Annotated in this window: 15 protein-coding genes; 6 read left to right on the forward strand and 9 right to left on the reverse strand. The window is 66.7% G+C overall.

The window, feature by feature from the left end; genetic code table 11:
• Positions 1-15: 15 nt before the first annotated feature.
• Positions 16-3,414 carry a pyruvate carboxylase gene (locus NIBR502770_RS05105; RefSeq protein ID WP_141181220.1) on the forward strand — a complete coding sequence of 1,133 codons (3,399 nt, stop codon included), beginning with the start codon at positions 16-18 and terminating at the stop codon, positions 3,412-3,414.
• 150 nt (positions 3,415-3,564) lie between these two features.
• Here NIBR502770_RS05105 and NIBR502770_RS05110 read toward each other — a convergent pair whose 3' ends face one another.
• On the reverse strand, positions 3,565-4,605 hold the full coding sequence (locus NIBR502770_RS05110; protein WP_141181221.1) for an AAA family ATPase: 1,041 nt from the start codon (positions 4,603-4,605) through the stop codon (positions 3,565-3,567).
• 94 nt (positions 4,606-4,699) lie between these two features.
• Positions 4,700-6,508, reverse strand: coding sequence for a long-chain fatty acid--CoA ligase (locus tag NIBR502770_RS05115; protein WP_141181222.1), 1,809 nt, complete (start codon positions 6,506-6,508; stop codon positions 4,700-4,702).
• Positions 6,509-6,679: 171 nt separating this feature from the next.
• On the opposite strand from NIBR502770_RS05115, the gene NIBR502770_RS05120 reads away from it, so the two are divergent.
• Positions 6,680-7,768, forward strand: a complete 1,089-nt coding sequence (locus NIBR502770_RS05120; protein ID WP_246839720.1) for an ROK family glucokinase — start codon at positions 6,680-6,682, stop codon at positions 7,766-7,768.
• 28 nt (positions 7,769-7,796) lie between these two features.
• On the opposite strand, the gene NIBR502770_RS05125 is transcribed toward NIBR502770_RS05120, so the two are convergent.
• From NIBR502770_RS05125 to NIBR502770_RS05135, 3 genes are read right to left on the reverse strand one after another with little or no spacing between them, the layout of a single operon-like run.
• Entirely contained in the window at positions 7,797-8,357 is a 561-nt protein-coding gene (locus tag NIBR502770_RS05125; protein WP_141181223.1) for a hypothetical protein, read from the reverse strand.
• Positions 8,344-9,150 (reverse strand): carboxylesterase, encoded by an 807-nt coding sequence (locus tag NIBR502770_RS05130; RefSeq protein WP_141160867.1) that lies wholly within the window; start codon positions 9,148-9,150, stop codon positions 8,344-8,346. Before NIBR502770_RS05130 ends, NIBR502770_RS05125 begins: the two co-directional genes overlap by 14 nt.
• Positions 9,147-9,935 carry a carboxylesterase gene (locus NIBR502770_RS05135; protein ID WP_141181224.1) on the reverse strand — a complete coding sequence of 263 codons (789 nt, stop codon included), beginning with the start codon at positions 9,933-9,935 and terminating at the stop codon, positions 9,147-9,149. Before NIBR502770_RS05135 ends, NIBR502770_RS05130 begins: the two co-directional genes overlap by 4 nt.
• A gap of 110 nt (positions 9,936-10,045) precedes the next feature.
• Between NIBR502770_RS05135 and NIBR502770_RS05140 the strand changes: the two genes are divergently transcribed.
• On the forward strand, positions 10,046-10,864 hold the full coding sequence (locus NIBR502770_RS05140) for a 1-acyl-sn-glycerol-3-phosphate acyltransferase (RefSeq protein WP_141181225.1): 819 nt from the start codon (positions 10,046-10,048) through the stop codon (positions 10,862-10,864).
• 102 nt (positions 10,865-10,966) lie between these two features.
• Positions 10,967-12,358: a class II 3-deoxy-7-phosphoheptulonate synthase gene (locus NIBR502770_RS05145; RefSeq protein ID WP_141160864.1), complete on the forward strand. Its 1,392-nt coding sequence runs from the start codon at positions 10,967-10,969 to the stop codon at positions 12,356-12,358.
• 48 nt (positions 12,359-12,406) lie between these two features.
• Here NIBR502770_RS05145 and pknB read toward each other — a convergent pair whose 3' ends face one another.
• Both pknB and NIBR502770_RS05155 read right to left on the reverse strand, forming a co-directional pair.
• The gene (gene pknB / locus NIBR502770_RS05150; RefSeq protein WP_141181226.1) at positions 12,407-14,485 is read right to left on the reverse strand and encodes a Stk1 family PASTA domain-containing Ser/Thr kinase; all 2,079 of its coding nucleotides are present in this window, start codon (positions 14,483-14,485) and stop codon (positions 12,407-12,409) included.
• A 101-nt stretch (positions 14,486-14,586) separates the two neighbouring features.
• Positions 14,587-15,981, reverse strand: a complete 1,395-nt coding sequence (locus NIBR502770_RS05155; RefSeq protein ID WP_141181227.1) for a lytic transglycosylase domain-containing protein — start codon at positions 15,979-15,981, stop codon at positions 14,587-14,589.
• A gap of 249 nt (positions 15,982-16,230) precedes the next feature.
• Between NIBR502770_RS05155 and NIBR502770_RS05160 the strand changes: the two genes are divergently transcribed.
• Entirely contained in the window at positions 16,231-16,584 is a 354-nt protein-coding gene (locus NIBR502770_RS05160) for an Rv2175c family DNA-binding protein (RefSeq protein WP_168223113.1), read from the forward strand.
• Positions 16,585-16,593: 9 nt separating this feature from the next.
• Here the strand turns inward: NIBR502770_RS05160 and NIBR502770_RS05165 are convergent, their stop codons facing one another.
• Together NIBR502770_RS05165 and NIBR502770_RS05170 are read right to left on the reverse strand one after the other, a co-directional pair.
• The gene (locus tag NIBR502770_RS05165) at positions 16,594-17,688 is read right to left on the reverse strand and encodes a polyprenyl synthetase family protein (RefSeq protein WP_141160862.1); all 1,095 of its coding nucleotides are present in this window, start codon (positions 17,686-17,688) and stop codon (positions 16,594-16,596) included.
• Positions 17,685-18,203 carry a hypothetical protein gene (locus NIBR502770_RS05170; protein WP_141181228.1) on the reverse strand — a complete coding sequence of 173 codons (519 nt, stop codon included), beginning with the start codon at positions 18,201-18,203 and terminating at the stop codon, positions 17,685-17,687. The genes NIBR502770_RS05165 and NIBR502770_RS05170 overlap by 4 nt, the downstream gene beginning before the upstream one ends.
• A 124-nt stretch (positions 18,204-18,327) precedes the next feature.
• Between NIBR502770_RS05170 and dinB the strand changes: the two genes are divergently transcribed.
• Positions 18,328-19,560 (forward strand): DNA polymerase IV, encoded by a 1,233-nt coding sequence (gene dinB / locus NIBR502770_RS05175; RefSeq protein ID WP_141181229.1) that lies wholly within the window; start codon positions 18,328-18,330, stop codon positions 19,558-19,560.
• Positions 19,561-19,614 lie beyond the last annotated feature (54 nt).

Consider the following 19,614-nt stretch of genomic DNA (forward strand, 5'->3'; position numbering starts at 1 on the left):
TGATGCAGGAGAAGTATGTTTTCCAAAGTTCTGGTGGCCAACCGCGGCGAGATCGCGATCAGGGCCTTCCGCGCCGGCTATGAGCTGGGCGCAAAGACCGTTGCCGTTTTTCCCCAGGAGGACCGTAACTCGATCCATCGGCAGAAGGCGGACGAAGCCTACTTGATTGGCGAGGAAGGTCACCCCGTCCGGGCATACCTGGACGTGGCCGAGGTGGTGCGGGTCGCGAAAGAGGCCGGCGCAGACGCCATCTACCCGGGCTACGGTTTCCTCTCGGAAAACCCGGAGCTGGCACGTGCGGCGAAGGCGGCCGGTATCACTTTCGTGGGTCCGCCCGCCGAGGTGCTGGAGCTTGCCGGCAACAAGGTGGCGGCGCTGAAGGCCGCCCGCGAGGCAGGCGTGCCGGTCCTTAAGTCCAGCGAGCCGTCCAAGGACCTGGACGAACTCCTGGCTGCGGCCGATGAGATCGGGTTCCCCATTTTCGCCAAGGCCGTTGCCGGCGGCGGTGGCCGCGGCATGCGCCGCGTTGATACCCGCGAGGCACTCCCCGAAGCGCTGAAGTCGGCCATGCGCGAAGCCGATGCTGCCTTCGGCGATCCCACCATGTTCCTGGAGCAGGCGGTCCTGCGGCCGCGGCACATCGAAGTGCAGATCCTCGCGGACGCAGAGGGCAACGTCATGCACCTCTTTGAGCGTGACTGTTCCATCCAGCGGCGGCACCAGAAGGTCATTGAGATCGCGCCTGCCCCTAACCTGGACGACAACATCCGCCAGGCCCTGTACCGGGACGCGGTGAAATTTGCACAGGCGCTCAATTACGTCAACGCCGGTACCGTCGAGTTCCTGGTTGACACTGAAGGCGAGCGGGCGGGCCAGCACGTCTTCATCGAAATGAACCCGCGTATCCAGGTGGAGCACACGGTCACCGAGGAAGTCACGGACGTGGACCTGGTCCAGGCCCAGATGCGGATCGCCGCCGGCGAGACCCTTGCCGATCTTGGCCTGTCCCAGGACACGGTCCGGCTTCGCGGCGCTGCCCTCCAGAGCCGCATCACCACGGAGGACCCCGCCAACGGGTTCCGCCCCGACGTTGGAAAGATCACCGGTTACCGCTCGGCCGGTGGAGCCGGTGTCCGCCTGGACGGCGGCACGGTCTACTCCGGCGCCGAGATCAGCCCGCACTTCGACTCCATGCTGGTCAAGCTCACCTGCCGCGGCCGGGATTATCCTGCCGCGGTTGCCCGCGCCCGCCGCGCCCTGGCGGAGTTCCGCATCCGCGGCGTCTCCACGAACATCCCCTTCCTCCAGGCCGTCCTTGATGATCCTGACTTCATCGCCGGGGATGTGGCCACCAACTTCATCGACCAGCGTCCGGAACTGCTCAAGGCCCGGGTCTCGGCCGACCGGGGCACCAAGCTCCTGACATGGCTTGCCGACGTCACTGTCAACAAGCCAAACGGCGACCTGGCGGTGCACTCGGACCCCGCCCGAAAGCTGCCCGACGTCAAGGACCTGCAGGCGGGACCCGGTTCACGCCAGAAGCTCCTTGAGCTGGGCCCGGAAGGTTTCGCGAAGGCACTGCGCGAACAGAATGCCGTTGCCGTCACCGACACCACCTTCCGGGACGCGCACCAGTCCCTGCTGGCCACGCGTGTCCGCACCCGCGACCTCGTCGCCGCCGGCCCCGCCGTGACGGCGCTCATGCCGCAGCTGCTGTCCGTCGAGGCCTGGGGCGGCGCCACCTACGACGTCGCGCTGCGCTTCCTGGGCGAGGACCCCTGGGACCGGCTCGCGGCCCTGCGCAAGGCCATGCCGAACGTCTGCATCCAGATGCTGCTGCGCGGCCGCAACACTGTCGGCTACACGCCCTACCCGGAAGAAGTCACCGAAGCCTTCGTCAACGAGGCGGCCGCCACCGGCATCGACATCTTCCGCATCTTTGACGCCCTGAACGATGTCAGCCAGATGGCTCCGGCCATCCGCGCCGTCCGGGCCACCGGCACCGCCGTGGCAGAGGTGGCCCTCTGCTACACCGGCGACATGCTGGACCCGGAAGAGAAGCTGTACACCCTGGATTACTACCTCGGGCTGGCACAGAAGATCGTCGACGCCGGAGCCCACATCCTTGCCATCAAGGACATGGCCGGGCTGCTCCGGCCCGCTGCCGCCGCCAAGCTGGTCGCCGCGCTGCGTGAGCGCTTCGACCTGCCCGTCCACCTGCACACCCACGACACCGCAGGTGGCCAGCTGGCTACGCTCCTGTCCGCTGTCGACGCCGGCGTGGACGCGGTAGACGTGGCCTCCGCATCCCTCGCGGGAACCACCAGCCAGGTGTCGGCGTCGGCCCTTGTTGCTGCCTTGGCCCACACGCCGCGTGACACCGGCCTCAGCCTGGACGCCGTCAGCTCGCTCGAGCCCTACTGGGAAGCGGTCCGCCGCGTCTATGCCCCGTTCGAGTCCGGCCTGCCAGGCCCCACCGGCCGCGTGTACAAGCACGAGATCCCGGGTGGCCAGCTTTCCAACCTGCGCCAGCAGGCCATGGCCCTTGGCTTGGGGGAGCAGTTCGAGGCGATCGAGGACATGTACACCGCAGCGGACCGGATCCTGGGGCACCTGGTGAAGGTCACGCCGTCCTCCAAGGTGGTTGGCGATCTCGCCCTGCACCTGGTGGGCCTCAACGCCGATCCCGCCGACTTCGAAGCGAACCCGCAGAACTACGACATCCCGGACTCCGTCATCGGCTTCCTTTCGGGCGAACTCGGCGACCCTCCCGGGGGCTGGCCGGAGCCGTTCCGCACCAAGGCCCTGCAGGGCAGGAGCGTGAAGGTCCGCGACGTGGAGCTCAGCGCCGAGGACAGCGCAGCGCTCAAGTCCGACTCCAAGACACGGCAGCACACGCTGAACCGGCTGCTCTTCGAGGGCCCCACCAAGGACTACCTCAAGAGCGTGGAGACGTACGGCAACATCTCGGTCCTGGATACCCGTGATTATCTTTACGGGCTGCAGCGCGGCACCGAGCACGAGATCCAGCTGGAGCGTGGCGTGCGCTTGATAGCCTCCCTCGAGGCGGTGTCGGAGCCGGACGAGAAGGGCATGCGCACCGTCATGTGCACCCTCAACGGCCAGTCCCGCCCCGTGGTGGTCCGCGACCGTTCCGTGGTCAGCAACGTCAAGGCCGCCGAGAAAGCCGATCCCGCCCAGCCGGGCCAGGTGGCCGCTCCCTTCGCCGGAGCCGTCACTGTCACCGTCAAGCCGGGGGAGACGGTCAAGGCAGGAGATACCGTGGCCACCATCGAGGCAATGAAGATGGAAGCATCCATTACGACGCCGGTGGCCGGCAAGGTGTCCCGCCTCGCCATCTCCGCGGTAGAGCAGGTCCAGGGCGGGGACCTGCTGCTGGTCATCGAACAGTAGGAGGGGCCCGAAGGCGCCGAAGGGATCAACCCCTTCGTTGGCTGCTCCCCGAAGACTGCACCGGGTAATCCAGTGCAGTCTTCGGGGAGCAGTTCCATGACGGTCTCTATCCGCGAACCCAGGACTGCGTGCAACCGGGGCGGGGGCCGGTCAGGCCAGCCAGCGCCACCACTTTGACTGCCCCGGTTCCGGTACCGGCTCAGCTTCCAGCTCCGGCTCTTCGCCCAGGGCCGTTGCGGCTCCGGCAATGTCGTGGGCCGTAAGGGTCATGACAGCTTCCCGGTCAAGCGACTCGAGGCTTTGGTCCTCGTCGAGCGAGAGCCGCAGGGCCTGCCGGTTCAGGGCCTGCTCAAACAACGTGCGCGCGAACCGTGCGTTGCCGGAGTCCTCGCCCGCGTGCAGCCCGGTAAAGATGCGGCGCAGCATCTGGTCCGCCCCCGGCTCCAGCATGTACTCGTGCTGGGCCAGCATCTGGTGGAAGATCGTCTGGAGTGCTTCAACAGAGTAGTCGGGGAAGGTGATCTCGCGGGCGAAGCGGGAGCGCAGCCCGGGGTTCGAGAGCAGGAACGACTCCATCAGCCGCGGGTAGCCGGCAACGATCACCACCAGGCGGTGGCGGTGGTCCTCCATCCGCTTCAGCAGGACCTCGATCGCCTCGGGGCCGAAGTCCATCCTGCCGTCTTCCGGGGCCAGCGCGTAGGCTTCGTCGATGAACAGGACGCCGTCCAGGGCACGCCTGATCACCCGGTCGGTCTTGATGGCAGTCTGCCCGACGTATTGCCCCACCAGGCCCGAACGGTCCACCTCCACCAAGTGGCCCTTCTGCAGCAGGCCCACCGCCCGGTACATCTCGGCCAGGAGCCGCGCCACGGTGGTCTTGCCGGTGCCCGGGTTTCCGAGGAACACCAGATGCTGGGAGGTGGCCACCTCCGGCAGGCCGTGCGCTTTGCGGCGCGCCTGGACCTGCAGCAGTGCGACGAGGGCGCGCACCTGTTCCTTCACAGTCTCCAGCCCAACCAGCGCGTCGAGCTCCGCCTGCAGCTCGGACAGCGGCCGGGCCGGCCCGGGCCTGGCACCCATGAGGTCGCCCACAAGATCGTCCACGCGCTCCGATCCGGGCAGCTTGAGCTGATCGGCCAGGTGGCCGAGCGTTTCACGCAGGTCGTCGAGCGGTTTGCGGCTGGCAGCCATGCCACCACTGTAGTCCCCGATCCCCGGCCAGGGGCGGACAGTTAAAGGAGAAAGGGCCCTCCCTTGCGGAAAGACCCTTTCATCGCTGCCGGCGTCAGGGGCGCGGGGCCGAGTACATCTCCTCGATGACCGTTTCGAAGTCCTTCATCACCTGCGCCCGCTTCACCTTCATGGACGGGGTGAGGTGGCCGGAGGCTTCCGTGAAGTCGGCCGGGACGATGCGGAAGGACTTGATGGCCTCGGCCTGGGAGACCGAGGTGTTTGCTGCGGTAACCAAATCCTGGACTGCCGCCTTCACCACCGGGTTGGCCGCTGCCTGCTCGAGGGTGGTGTCCGCGGGGAGGCCGTGGCGCTGGAGCCAGCCGGGCAGGGCCTCCTGGTCGAGGGTCACCAGGGCGCCGATGAAAGGCCTGTTGTCGCCCACCACGAGGACCTGCGACACAAGGGCGTCGGCGCGGATCTGGTCCTCAAGCAGGGCCGGGATGACGTTCTTGCCCCCCGCTGTGACGATGATTTCCTTCTTGCGGCCGGTGATCCAGACGAACCCCTCGTCATCGAGCTGTCCAATGTCCCCGGTATGGAACCAGCCGTCGGTGAAGGCTTCCGCGGTCAGGTCGTCACGCCTGTAGTACCCCCGCATCACGCACACTCCCTTGGCCAGGATCTCGCCGTCGTCGGCAATCCTGACGGAGTTGCCCGGGAGGGGCTTGCCCACGGAGCCGATCTTGATCCGCGACGGGGTGTTCACGGTGATGGGCGCGGTGGTTTCAGTAAGCCCGTATCCCTCCAGCACCTGCAGGCCGATGCCCTGGAAGAAGTGCCCCAGCCGCTCGCCCAGGGGACCGCCACCGGACACGGCGTGGGCAACGTGCCCACCCATGGCCGCCCGCAGCTTGCCGTAGACCAGCTTGTCGAACAACGCGTGCCGCAGCTTCAGGCCCAGCCCCACGCGTCCGTCCTGCCTGGCCTTCGAGTAGGCGATGGCTGTCTCGGCGGCCCGGTGGAAGATGGCGCCCTTGCCCCCGTCTTCGGCCTTGGTGAGGGCCGAGTTGTAGACCTTCTCGAACACCCTGGGCACCGCCAGGATGAACGTCGGTTCGTAGCTTTGCAGGTCAGCCAGGAGGTTCTTGATGTCCGGGGTGTGGGCCACCGTGGTTCCGGCAGCCATGGCCAGCACCGAGATGTACCGGGCAAACACGTGCGCCAGCGGCAGGAACATGATGGTCTTGGCCTTCTCATGGACGATCTCGCCGATGATGGCCAGGGCATTGTCCGAGAGTTCCACGAAGTTGCCGTGCGTGAGTTCGCACCCCTTGGGGCGTCCCGTGGTTCCGGAGGTGTAGATGATGGTGGCCACGTCCTCCAGCCCGGCTGCGCTGCGGCGTGCCTCGAGGTCTTCGTCACTGACGCCGCGCCCCGCCTCCCGGAGGCTGTCCAGTCCCTGGCCCTCCAGCTGCCAGACATGCTGCACGTCGGTAAGCCCCTCGGCTGTGACCGCCTGCCGGATGACATTTTCATGGTGGGCGGATTCGCCGAAGGCTGCAACGGCACCGGAGTCACCGAGGTTCCAGGCCACCTGGGAAGGGGAGGAGGTTTCGTAAATGGGAACCGAGACGGCACCGGCGAACCAGATGGAGAAGTCCACCAGCGACCATTCGTAGCGGGTACGGGACATGATGCCGACCCGGTCGCCGGCGCCCACTCCGCTGGCAATGAGCCCCTTGGCCAGGGCCTTGACGTCCGCGAGGAACTCGGTGGCGGGAACGTCGCGCCAAGTGCCCGCAGCATCCAGGCGCGAAAACAGTGCCGGGTTGCTGGGCTTGACCGCCTGGCGCAACACCAGATCCGTGATGTTGGTTTCGGGTGGGACAACAACCAGGGGCGGAACACTGAATTCGCGCACTATAGCTCCTTTGATATCTGAAGTCCCGCGCAGGGGTTGCCTAAAGACTAGTACCCCGGCCGGAACAGTGCAGTACACAAACCTACTGGCCAGTAACTTATGCGTCAATGGACACCGCGAAGCACGGCTTTTGTCAAGGCAATCCTGCCTCCCGGCCTAGAATGGTGGACTATGTACGGACCGTTGCCCGGCGATCAGGCCGGCCCCCTGAAAAGACCGGCACCCTGGCGCCGACGTCCCGCGAGCCACCGTGCCGGGCAACTGCATGGGGGCGTCGGCGGGCACCTCCGACTGGGCCGCAAGGGACTGGCCATCGGGATCGACATCGGCGGAACCAAGGTGGCCGCCGGCGTGGTGGACGCCGAAGGCCGGATCCTCAGCGAGGCCCGCCGCTCCACCCCCGGGACCGATCCACGGGCGGTGGAGCAGGTCATCGTTGAACTCGTGGAGGAACTGGGCCGGGGGCACCGCATCTGGTCTGTTGGCATCGGTGCTGCCGGCTGGATGGACCTGGCCGGCGGCACCGTCCTCTTCAGCCCCCACCTGGCCTGGCGCAACGAGCCGCTGCGTGAAAACCTCCAGCGGCTCCTCCGGCGCCCGGTGCTCCTGACCAACGACGCCGACGCGGCAGCCTGGGCGGAATGGCGTTTCGGCGCCGGCCGGGGGGAGGACCGCCTGGTCTGCATCACTCTGGGAACCGGCATCGGCGGGGCCATGGTGATGGACGGCAGGGTGGAACGGGGCCGGTTCGGCGTCGCAGGGGAGTTCGGCCACCAAATCATCATGCCGGGCGGCCACCGCTGTGAATGCGGCAACCGCGGCTGCTGGGAACAGTACGCCTCCGGCAACGCCCTGGGACGGGAAGCCCGGCTACTGGCCCGGTCCAATTCGCCGGTAGCCCAGGACCTGCTGGCGGCCGTGGACGGACATCCCGAAGCAATCACCGGAGCCATCGTGACCGAGCTGGCCCTGGCGGGGGACCCTGCCTCCCGGGAGCTGATTGAAGAGGTCGGTGAATGGCTCGGGCTCGGGCTGGCCAATCTGGCCGCGGCCCTGGACCCTGGCCTGTTCGTCATCGGCGGCGGGCTGTGCTCTGCCGGTGACCTGCTGGTGGGGCCGGCCCGCAAGGCGTTCGCGCGGAACCTGACAGGGCGGGGATTCCGCCCGGCGGCAGGGATCGAACTGGCGGCCCTGGGCCCCAATGCGGGCCTCATCGGAGCGGCCGACCTGTCCCGCGTCAGCAGCCGCGTCCACGGCTGACGACGACGGCTGGCTGGCTGCAGGGGCGCTAAACCCTTGCGCCGTCGTCGTCGCCGTTCTTTTCCTGTGGCAGCTTCATGATCAGGTACACCGTTGCCAGCACGAAGACGGCCACGATGCCGACGATGGCCAGCAGGGGTGCCGACCGCCAGAACATGGCCGAGAGCAGCAGTGCCACTGGTCCGCCCACGGCCCCGAGCCAGGCGAGCATGGTCAGGGGATCCGTGCCGGCCAGGCTGGGCGGCTCCTCCGGAACGAACTCCCCGCCGTCGTCGTCCACGTCATAGTCCCTGGGGCCCGCTGCGGGCACATCCGGCTCAGGGCCGGCCTGCGGCCCCGCCCCGCGTTCAGCTGCAGGCTTTTCGGCAGGCGGAGTCCCCGCCAGCCCGAGGGGGTCAAAGTCGCGGAAGGAGGGCTGTGCCGGCGCATCGGGCGCAGCCGCCGCCGTGCCGGTGGGGGCTTGCTCCCGCGGGGCGGCATCGGGCCGGATGGCCACGGTGTCCGATTCGAGGCGGGCCACGAGGTCCAGCCACACGGCGTCGTCCTGGTTGGCGCCCTGGTCCGGCTGGTCGGAGTCAGGCCTGTTCACTGCGGACCTCCTGGCCCGGTCCCGCCGGGCGGCCGGCTGAGTCGCGCAGGACCCGCTTGATGAAGTCCACGGACCCTTCGAAGATGCGGTCGGCGTCGTTGTCGAGGGTGGCCACGTGGTAGCTGTTCTCCAGCCGCACCACTTCCAGCGGAGCGTGGGTGAGCCCCCGCCGAAGGACGTTCATGCTGGCGTCCGACACCACGTGGTCCACGGTGGAGCGGTAGACCTGCACGGGCGCGGTGACCCTGGGAAGGAGCCGGGCCGTATCCCGGACCATCTTGTTCAGTTCGTGGGCGGCCGCCACAGGCGTGCGCGCATACGCGCCCTCGTCCATCCCGGCCTTGAGGATGTCATTGCCGATGGATGGGGTGCTTTTGAGCACCAGCTTCAGGATTCCTGCCAGCGGCGCGCGGGGATCGTCGATCATCAGGCACGGGTTCACCAGGAGAACTCCGGCCACGGACCGCGTGGCGGCGATGCGCAGTGCCAGGGCTCCGCCCATGCTCAGGCCGGCCGCGAACACCTGGTCGCATTCGGCGTCCAGTTCCAGGAAGGCGTCATCCAGGGCGCCGTGCCATTGCTGCCAGCGGGTGCGTGCCAGGTCCTGCCATGTGGTGCCATGGCCCGGAAGCAGCGGCATCCGGACGGCGAAGCCCGCATCAGCGAACGCCGACGCCCAGGCGCGCAGGCCATGGGGGCTTCCCGTAAACCCATGGGACAGCACCACCCCGGCGCGGGGTCCTTCGCCGCTGAAGGCGCTGGAAAACGGGCTGTGGTCCGGTCCGGAGGTCATGGCGTCTCCAAGGTACTGGTGCGGCGGGCATGGGCGGCGACGAATTCGCCCGACTTGGCGAAGATCGAGGGCGCGTCAACGTCCAGAGTAGCCACATGTCCGCTGCTGGCAAGGTCCACCACCTCGGCGAGGTTTCCGCCCAGCCCTTTCCGAAGCAAGGCCAGCGACGTCGGCGGGACCACAGCGTCCGTGCGCGACTTGAAGACCTGGACGGGGACGTCCACGGCTGGCAGGGAGCGTACGGCAGCGCGAAACAGTTTTTTGAGCTCATGCACGGCGGCCAGCGGGGTCAGCGAATAGTCGCCGTCGTCGGTGGCGGGGGCGCCGGTCTGGTCTTCCTGGAGGGGGACGGTGGTGCGCTGGACATACTTAAGGAGTCCGATGATCCGGACCCGCCGGTCGTAGAAGCTCAGGCCAGGGTTGACCACGCTGACCCCGGCCACCGGATGGCGGGACGCCGCAAGCAGCGCGATGGCGCCGCCCATTGACAGGCCCGCGGCGAAACAGGAATCGGTCCGGTCCGCCAAATCCTGCAGGGCCTGCTCGTAGCTGCGGTACCAGTCCTGCCAGCCTGTCCGCGCGAGCTGGCGCCAGTCCGTGCCGTGCCCCGGCAGGAGGGGGACGGAGACTGCATATCCCAAGTCCGCCAGGTGCTCTGCCCACGGCATGACACTCAGGGGACTGCCGGTAAAACCGTGGCAAATGGCGACCCCGGTGCGCGCATTGGCGCCATGTCCCGGGTAACTGAAAGCGGCCGGACGGGACGGGGTGCTGCTTTCAGTCATGAGTCCATCGTGTCACTGTTCCAGCCAAATCTCACTAGAGTAGGGTTGCATTGAATCGCTGGCCAGGCCCGACGCAGGGCCTGGGGCTGCCTTCCGGAGAGGTTCACCACGTGTTCTATTGGGTCATGAAACGGATCTTCCTCGGTCCAGTGATCAAGTTGCTTTTCAGGCCGTGGGTCAAGGGCCTGGACAACATCCCGGCGCAGGGGGCCGCCATCATCGCCTCCAACCATCTGTCGTTCTCGGATTCGATCTTCATGCCGCTCATGGTGCGGCGCCCGGTGGTCTTCCTTGCCAAGTCGGAATACTTCACCGGAACCGGTATTAAGGGCCGGCTTACGGCAGCGTTCTTCCGCCTGACCAACCAGTTGCCCATGGACCGCTCAGGGGGCGCCGCTTCCGCAGCGTCCCTGAATGCCGGGATGGACGTGCTGGAGGCCGGCGGCCTGCTGGGCATCTACCCGGAGGGCACGCGAAGCCCGGACGGGCGGTTGTACCGCGGAAAGGTTGGGGTTGCCAGGCTGGCGCTGCAGGCGGGGGTCCCCGTGATCCCGGTTGCCATGATCGGCACTGACAAGGTCCAGCCCATTGGCAAGCGGCTGCCCAATATCCGCAGGATTGGCATGATCTTTGGCGAACCGCTGGATTTCACCCAGTACCGGGACCAGGCTGAGGACCGGGCAGTGCAGCGCCAGGTAACGGACCAGATCATGTCCAGGCTGCTGCGGCTCTCCGGCCAGGAGTACGTGGATGAATATGCGGCCGTGGTGAAGCTGCGGCTTGCCGGCAAGCCCGTGGAACCCCAGGCGGCGGCCGAGCCCCTTGCCGCCCCTGCGGCCTCCGGCGCAGGGTTCGTCCAGGAGGCCGGTGCCGGCGAAGCGGCTCCACAGCCGGCGGTCAAGGACGACGACGGCACCAAGGCCGGGTGATAGCGGAACCCTTTGGCAGGCCCGGCAGCAGTTGTGACGGGGACAGTGGGCAGCGTGACGGTCCGGTGCCCGCCGCTGCCGCGCTGCCGCTAGTCTTAGAGGGTGACTGAGCTATCTGCAAAACCAGCCTTTTCTCTGTCCAGCACCGCCCAGAGCGGAGCGGCCAACTATCCCGGACTGGACCACTGGCGGGACCTCCCCATCTCCCAGCAACCCAGCTGGCAGGACCGGGATGTGTTCGAGGCTTCCGTGAAGGAATTGTCGATCCTTCCGCCCTTGGTGTTTGCAGGTGAAGTGGATGTCCTGCGCGAGAGGCTGGCCGCCGCCGCCCAGGGCAAGGCGTTCCTGCTGCAGGGCGGCGACTGCGCGGAGACCTTCGATGCCGCTACGGCGGACAAGATCAGCGCCCGCGTCAAGACCATCCTCCAGATGGCAGTGGTGCTCACCTACGGCGCCGCGATGCCGGTCATCAAGATGGGCCGGATGGCCGGCCAGTTCGCCAAGCCGCGTTCATCCAATGACGAGACCCGCAACGGCGTGACCCTGCCGGCGTACCGCGGGGACATTGTGAACGGCTATGAGTTCACTCCCGAGTCCCGCGGCCATGACGCCTCCCGGATGCTCCGGGCCTACCACACCTCCGCTTCCACGCTGAACCTGATCAGGGCCTTCACCCAGGGCGGCTTCGCGGACCTCCGCTCGGTTCACCAGTGGAACAAGGGTTTCACCGAAAACCCGGCGCATGCCCGTTACGAATCCCTGGCCCGGGACATTGACCGTGCCATCAAGTTCATGGCCTCCTGCGGTGCGGACTTCGAAGCCCTCAAGCGCGTGGAGTTCTTCGCAAGCCATGAAGCCCTGCTGCTGGACTACGAGCGGGCACTGACCCGCATCGATTCCCGCACAGGCTTCCCCTACGACACCTCCGCCCACTTCCTGTGGATCGGGGAGCGGACCCGCGGGCTCGAGGACGCCCACGTCGACTTCCTCTCCCGCGTCCGCAACCCGATCGGTGTGAAGCTGGGGCCCTCCACCACCGGGGACGACGCCCTGCGCCTCATCGACAAACTGGACCCGGAACGCGAACCCGGCCGCCTGACCTTCATCACGCGCATGGGCGCGGGCAACATCCGCGGGAAGCTGCCCGCCGTCGTCGAGAAAGTCACCGCCTCCGGGGCACAGGTCCTGTGGGTCACCGACCCCATGCACGGCAACACGGTCACCTCGCCCAACGGCTACAAGACGCGCAACTTCGACGACGTCATCGACGAAGTGCGAGGCTTCTTCGAAGTGCACCACGGACTGGGCACGGTACCGGGGGGCCTGCATGTGGAGATGACCGGAGACGACGTGGCAGAGTGCCTGGGCGGCGCCGACCCGATCGACCAGGATGCTTTCCTGGACCGTTACGAATCTGTCTGCGATCCACGTTTGAACCACATGCAGTCACTCGAGATGGCCTTCCTGGTGGCCGGCGCCCTGGCCAAGCACTAGGGACGGAGCCCGCGCGTCCCGGTGGGCCGGCATGGCCGGCCCACCGGACTACACCACGGTGATGGTGACCACGGAGCCCTCCGGGACTTCCCGGTTCACCGGCGACTGGTCCCGGACTGTGCCGAAGAAGCCGCCCAGGATGTTGTTCCGGCGGACTTCGAATCCCAGCTTCTTCAGGGCCTGTTCCGCCTCGGCGGCCTGCTTGCCGATAAAGCTGGGGACCGCCACCATTTTGGGACCCTTGGAAAGGGTCAGGGTAACGGTTCCGCCCCGGATGAGCGTCCCGTCAGCCGGGGTTTGGCTGACGACGGCGCCCTCCGGAACATTCCGGTCGAACACCCGGTCCGGTGCCACCTTTGCCGTTAGGCCTGCTGCCTCAATGGCCGCAACGGCATCGTCCCCCTTCTTTCCCACTACCGACGGCACCGGAAGTGGCTGCGGACCTTTGGAAACGGTGATCCCCACCGGTGTCCCGTGGCGGGCGGGAGTGCCGGCGGCTGGATCCTGGGACAGGACGCTTCCGGCCGCTGCCTGGTCGTCGAACTTTTCCGTGACCGTCCCCAGCGCCATCCCCGCCCCGTTGAGGGCCATCTTCGCGTCGTCCAGGTTCCCGTGGGTGAGGTCCGGCAGGGGGAAAAGCTGCGGACCCTTGGACACCAGCAGGGAGACCGGCTGGAACTTCCGTATTTCCGTTCCCGCCGCCGGCTCGCTGCCCACCACGAGTCCCGTGGGCACGTCGTCGTCGAAGACGTCGCTCGTGGTGGAGTGGAAGCCCACCGTGTCCAGGAGCTGCTGGGCCTGGGCCACGGTCTTGTTGGCCACCGCGGGAACCGCGGCGGCTGCACCGGGACCCATGCCGAAAAACCATCCCGCGCCCGTTGCCAGGAGGGCCGCGAGGAAAAGGATCACGACCCACACAAGGCCGCGCCGGCGCGGATTTCCCTCCCGCAGCGTTCGCACCGGTGTGGCGGCCGCTGCGGCGCGGAGTTTCTCGCTTTCCCGGTCCACTTTCCGTTGTGCCCGCTTGCCCAGCCGCGGCGGCGGGGGAGACCAGCCGCTGCCGGCCTCGTCGTCGTCGGGCAGCGTAAGTCCCGGACGCTGGTGGTAGGCCACCTGCTCCGTCGGGTTGGCCTCCGCCTGCTGGTACTGCCGCGGCGGGTAGGCGGGTGCAGCCGGCCGGGAGGGGGGCATCAGGGTTGTCGGGTTGCCGGCGCGGCCAAGGACCTCGGTCTGGTGCATACCGGCAGCCGCCGCGGCTGCCGGGGGCTGCAGGTCCAGTTCCGCGTCGGTGAGGTTGGTGCGGATGTGGCGCAGTTCCTGGAGCAGCGCATTGCCGTCCACGGGCCGGTTCTCCGGATCGTTGGCGGTGCACCACTGCACCAGTTCGTCCACCTCGCCGGCCAACCGCGGGACCAGGTCCGACGGCGGTCCCACCACGTCGTTGACGTGCTGGTACGCCACCTGGATGGGTACTTCACCCTCGAAGGGCTGCCGCCCGGTCAACATTTCGTACAGCATGATGCCTACGGCATAGACATCACTGCGGGCATCCGCCGGCTTGCCCAGGACCAGTTCAGGCGAGATGTACGCCACTGTTCCAATCAAGGCGCCGGTACTGGTTGAGCTGGTGACCGCACGGGCCAGGCCAAAGTCACCGATCTTGATCCGGCCGTCGTCGGCGATCAGGACGTTTTCCGGTTTAACGTCGCGGTGGATGAAACCGGCCGCGTGGGCGGCGGCCAGGCCCTCCACCACCGGATCGATCAGGGCCAGCGCCAGGCGGGGTGTCAGGCCGCCCCTCTCCCTGAGGAGGTCCCTGAGGGTATGGCCTTTGATGTATTCCATGACCAGGTAGGCGGTATTGCCGTCATTGCCCTGGTCGAGGACTCCCACCACATGCGGGTGGGACAGCCGGGCAGCAGCTTTGGCTTCACGGCCCAGCCTGCCCAAAAAGTTTTCGTCGGCAGCGAGGTGGGGATGGAGCACCTTCAGCGCCACCTCACGGTCCAGCCTTTGGTCCACCGCCAGGTAGACGGTGGACATCCCGCCACGGGCAAGCCTGGAAGTGACTGCATAGCGGTTGTCCACCAGCGTCCCTACAACTGGGTCTGACACGTGTTCCTGCACCTTACGATCCTAGTCCCGCAGCAAAACGCGTCCGAAATGAAAGCGGGTCCGAACCGGTAACGGTTCGGACCCGCAGACTTGCAGCTGTCAGTGGCCGAAGCTCAACTGAAGTTCTTCTGGTGTGCCTTGATGGCCGCGAGGTACGCCTTGGTGTCGTCGTACATGCCGTACTTGCTTACCGAGTACTGGCCCTGGTAGTAACCAGCTATGGCGGTGTCCTGGTCTTTGCTGGTGGCCAGCAGCTGCCGGATGATGGCCACGCCGGCCGTGGCATTGTCATACGGGTCCAGAAGGTTCAGCTTCCGTCCCACCAGGTCAGAGGCCCACTGTCCGGAGCTGGGAATGACCTGCATGGTGCCGATCGCATTGGCCGGCGAGACGGACCGCTGGTTGAAACCGGATTCCTGGTATGCGAAAGCCAGGGCCAGCGAGGTATCCACCCCCATGCGGCGTGCAGTGTCGGCAACGATGTTCTTCATTTCATCCCGGGAAGGAACGGGAGAAGCGTTCAGGAGTGCCTTGTTTTCGTTGGCTGAGCTGACAACAGCGGCCGGGTAGCTGAATCCCAGGAAGGAGCTTGGCACCAGGGGTGCGGCAGCCGGCTGGGGTGCTGCCGCGGGCTGTGCAGCCGGCTGGCTGGCACCCCCGGGAATGACCAGCTTGCTGCCCGGGTAGATGACAGTGGTCATTCCCAGCTTGTTGGCTGCGAGGAGGTCCGACAGTTTGACGCCGTGCCGGGACGCAATGGCGGAGAGTGTATCGCCCGCCTTGATGGTGTAGGAGCCTGTTGCCGGAGCGGAGGTGTTTGCCAGCGCAGGTGCCGGCGCGGCCGGGGCTGCCGGTGCCGGGGCTGCGGGGGCAGGAGCGGCGTCGCCGCCGCCCACCTTGACCTTCTGTCCCGGATAGATGATGGAGCGCATGGACAGGTTGTTCCAGGCAAAGACGTCCGAAAGGGACACGTTGTGCTTTGCGGCGATGGCCCCCAGGGTATCCCCGGCCTTAACCGTGTAGGTTGCCCCGCCCGCGGGTGCCGGCGCTGCAGGGGCCGCGGCCGGTGCGGGAGCGGGAGCGGCAGGCTCCGCCGAGCCGGACAGCTTAAGCTTCTGGCCCGGGTAAATGATGGTGTTGGCCTGCAGGTTGTTCAGCTTCAGGATGTCCCCGGTAGCCAGCCCGAAACGGCCGGCGATCCCGCTGACGGTATCCCCGCGGACGATCGTGTACTCCGCGGGTGCTGCCGGCTGCGCGGGCTGGAACGCTGCGGGAATGGTGGTGGAGACAACGGCGGCAGGAATGATGGCACCGGCCGCTTTCGCTTCGGCCTGGGCCTGCATTGCTGCCGCGAGGCTGCTGGGAATGTTCCTCACGGGCTGCTGGGCCGTGGCCGGCTCGGCGAGGGCCAATGATGACAGGACGACCGCTGGCAGCGCCGCTGTGGTAGCGGCAATCATGGGCAGACTCGGCTTGGGGGGCTGCTTGCGCGAGCGGGACATCGTCATCGGAAAGAATCCTCTTCTCAACTGCGGGTGCGGACGCGGACGGGGATGCCGCTGTCAATCTTGATACTACTGTGACTTAAGTTAATAGTGTTACAACTGTGATGTGTGTGAATCTCTCATGAATTTGCGGATAGCACAAGAAGTTTCAGAATTCGGGTAAAGGCTTCTTTTCGGGAGTGTCCGCAGGCCAGGGGCGCATTCCATTGCCCCGACTAGGCGCCGGGGCGGCCGGCGTGGCAACCTTGATCCGTGAGTAATGTAGAAAACCTGGTGGGCCAATGGCTGCCGCTGCCCGACGTCGCCCGTTTGCTGGATGTTTCAGTCACCAAGGTGCACAGCCTGATTGACGAGCGTTCCCTGGCGGCCCTGCGCGTGGGCGAGCGGAAAATCCGGTCGGTGCCCGCGGAGTTCATCCAGGACGGCCAGGTGGTGGACAGCTTAAAGGGAACCATCGTGGTGCTGGCCGATGCCGGCTACTCGGATGAAGACCTTATCGTGTGGCTGTTCACCGAGGACGAATCCCTCCGCGGCCGTCCCATCGACGCCCTGCGGGAAGGCCGCAAGACGGAAATCCGGCGCCGGGCCCAAACCCTGGCCTGGTAACAGCCTCCTTCAGGAGGCTCGGCTGACCGTTGCCTCAGCCAGCCGCCGGAGGGCGGTTTTAGGCAAGTCTTCCAATTCAAGCCCGTCGAGAGCCTCGAAAGCTGCCGCGCCGAATTCGCTGATGAGGACTTCGGTGGCCTGCAGTGCACCGGAATCCTCGATGATCCGCCGGATTTCCAGGATGTCAGCGTCAGACAAATCGGGGCTGCCGAGGCTTGCATCAATAAAGGCCGACTCCTCCGGGGACGCCTGGTCCAGGGCCAGTGCCACCAGGACCGTCCGCTTCCCCTCGCGCAGGTCATCGCCCGCGGGCTTGCCGGTGGTCAACGGATCGCCGAACACACCCAGGACGTCGTCCCGCAGCTGGAATGCCTCGCCCAGCGGCAGGGCAAACGCTGAGTAGCCCCGGAGCAGATCGTTGGTGGCGCCCGCCAGGGCCCCGCCCAGGGCCAGGGGGTGTTCCGTGGAGTACTTTGCGCTCTTGAACCGGATGATCGACTGTGCCCTTCCAACGGCACCGGCCCGGTCCCGGACCGGACCAGCCACCTCCTCCAGGATGTCCAGGTACTGGCCCGCCATGACCTCGGCCCGCATGAGGTTGAAGATCAGCCGCGCCCTGCTTCCGGATGCGGCCCGCTCGCCGATGTCAGTGAACGCCTCCTCACTGAAGGACAGGCAAAGGTCGCCCGCGAGGATGGCAGCCGCCTGGCCAAACCGTTCGCTGTCCAGGGCCCAGCCCTGCGAGGTGTGCAGCTGGCTGAAACGGCGGTGCACGCTGGGGCCGCCCCGCCGGGTGTCTGAACGGTCGATAATGTCGTCGTGGATCAGGGCGGCCGCCTGGAACAGCTCCAGCGCTGCGCCGGCCGTCACCACCTGCCCCGCACCCGCCTCGCCGCCGGCGCCCCGCCAGCCCCAGTAGCACATGAGGGCGCGGAGGCGCTTCCCGCCGGTCACCAGGTTGGAGATCGAGCCCATGATGGGTTCGATGTCGGGGGAGATGCCGGACATCACGGATTGCCGTGCCGTCAGGAAGCCGGTGAGTTCACCGGCCACCCCCGCCACGAAGTCGGCCTGTTCGTTCCTCAGCTGCTCGGCGGCCGTCACTTGGCTGACTCAGCTGCCACGTTGGCACCGATGGTGAAGGTGGCCACGCCCGCGGCTTCAACCACGGAGAGGTTGACAGTCTCGTTGTCACCGCGGACGAAATCCTTGGAGGCCACGCCGCCCACCTTGTCTCCGGGGACGGCCTTGAAGCCCTGGTCTTCCAGAGCCTTGGTGTAGAAGTCGATAACGGCTGCGGTGGGAGCCGTCACAGTGCCCACAAGTGCCGCCGTTGCTGGAGTGGAAGCCTTGTCAAAGCTGCTGGATACCACCGTCGCCCCCGTCATGAGCGGGAGCAGCTGCTGCGGGAAGCCCGCCACCACGGCGCCCACGGTGGCGGACGTATTGGGCGACGCCGAGGGGCTGGGTGAAGCCGTAAGGGCGGATTGGGAGGCGGAGACGGACGGGGACGGCTGGGCTTGTCCGGACAGTGTCTGGCTGCATCCGGCCAGGACCAGCGCCCCAACAGCGGCAAGCGCGGCCAGGCCAGCTGGCTTCAAGTATCCAATAGCCGTCACGAAGACTTTCCTCCTGGTGTTGTTGGCGGAACCAGCCTCCAGTTTAGCCAGCATGCAATGCGCTCCCGACAAACCGGTCCCGCCCTGACAAACGGATAGGATTGCAGCCGTGGGGCCAGCAGGTATGAACCAGGTATCCGCCGAGCGCCTTCAGGGCCGCCGGCGTACCTGCATCATGCACGTCGACATGGATGCCTTCTTCGTTTCGGTGGAGCTGCGGACGCGGCCCGAACTGCGTGGCAAGCCGGTGATCGTCGGCTTCCCTGGTGAGCGTTCAGTAGTCCTCTCCGGCTCCTACGAGGCCCGGGACTTCGGCGTTAAATCTGCGATGCCCATGGCTGTGGCGCTGCGGATGTGCCCTCAGGCCGTGGTGATCGAGCCGCGGCACAAGCTCTATTACGAAGTCTCCGGGCAGCTGATGGCCATCTTTGAATCCATCACCGGATTAGTCGAGCCGCTCAGCGTTGACGAGGCCTTCCTTGACGTCACAGGTGCGCTCCGCAGGCTGGGACCGCCCCGCGGCATCGGGGAGCTGATCCGACGCCGGGTGGCAGCCGAGCTCGGCATCACCGCCTCGGTGGGCATTGCGGAGACCAAGTTCGTGGCCAAGATCGCGTCCACCCGGTGCAAGCCGGACGGGTTGCTGCTCATCGGCCCTGACCAGACGGTGCCGTACCTGCACAGCCTGCCCGTGGGTGCCCTCTGGGGGGTGGGCGCCAAGACCAAGGAGGTGCTGGCGAAGATGGGAATCAGTACCGTGGCTGACGTTGCCGCAACTCCAGTGTCATCGTTGAAGAAGGTCCTCGGCGCAACGGGGGAGCACGTCCACCAGCTCGCCTGGGGCATCGATCCCCGACGGGTGACGCCGGTGCGGCTTGAAAAGAGCATCGGCGCGGAAGAGACCTTTGCCACAGATACCGACGACGATGCCCTCCTTCGACGGGAGCTGCTCCGCCTTTCCCACCGCACCGCCGGCCGCCTGCGGAGTTCCGGAATGGTGGCGCGCACTTTGGCCCTGAAACTGCGCTTCGCCGATTTCTCCACCATCACCCGCAGCCGGACGGTCCAGACCCCGGTGGACAGCGCCCAGCTGCTCTACGCCGTGGCACTCCAGCTCCTCGAGTCCGTCGGAACCAGGGCCATGGCCGTGCGGCTGGTGGGAGTCAGGGCTGAACAGCTTGAGGAAGCAGCGCGGACCTCGCTTCAGCTGAGCATCGACCGCAGGGATGACAACTGGCGCGTGGCCGAGCAGGTACTCGACCAAGTGGCGCTTAAATTCGGCGACAAATCGGTCCTTCCCGCCCGTCTGATGGAGCCCGGAAACCGGCCGGACGGCAGTACCGAACGGCCCGCCTGACGGGGTCCGCCGAAGTCATTGCCGTCTTTCAGATCAGCCCTCGACAATCTATCC

It is taken from the genome of Pseudarthrobacter sp. NIBRBAC000502770 (genome assembly GCF_006517815.1).
Taxonomy (GTDB): domain Bacteria; phylum Actinomycetota; class Actinomycetes; order Actinomycetales; family Micrococcaceae; genus Arthrobacter; species Arthrobacter niigatensis.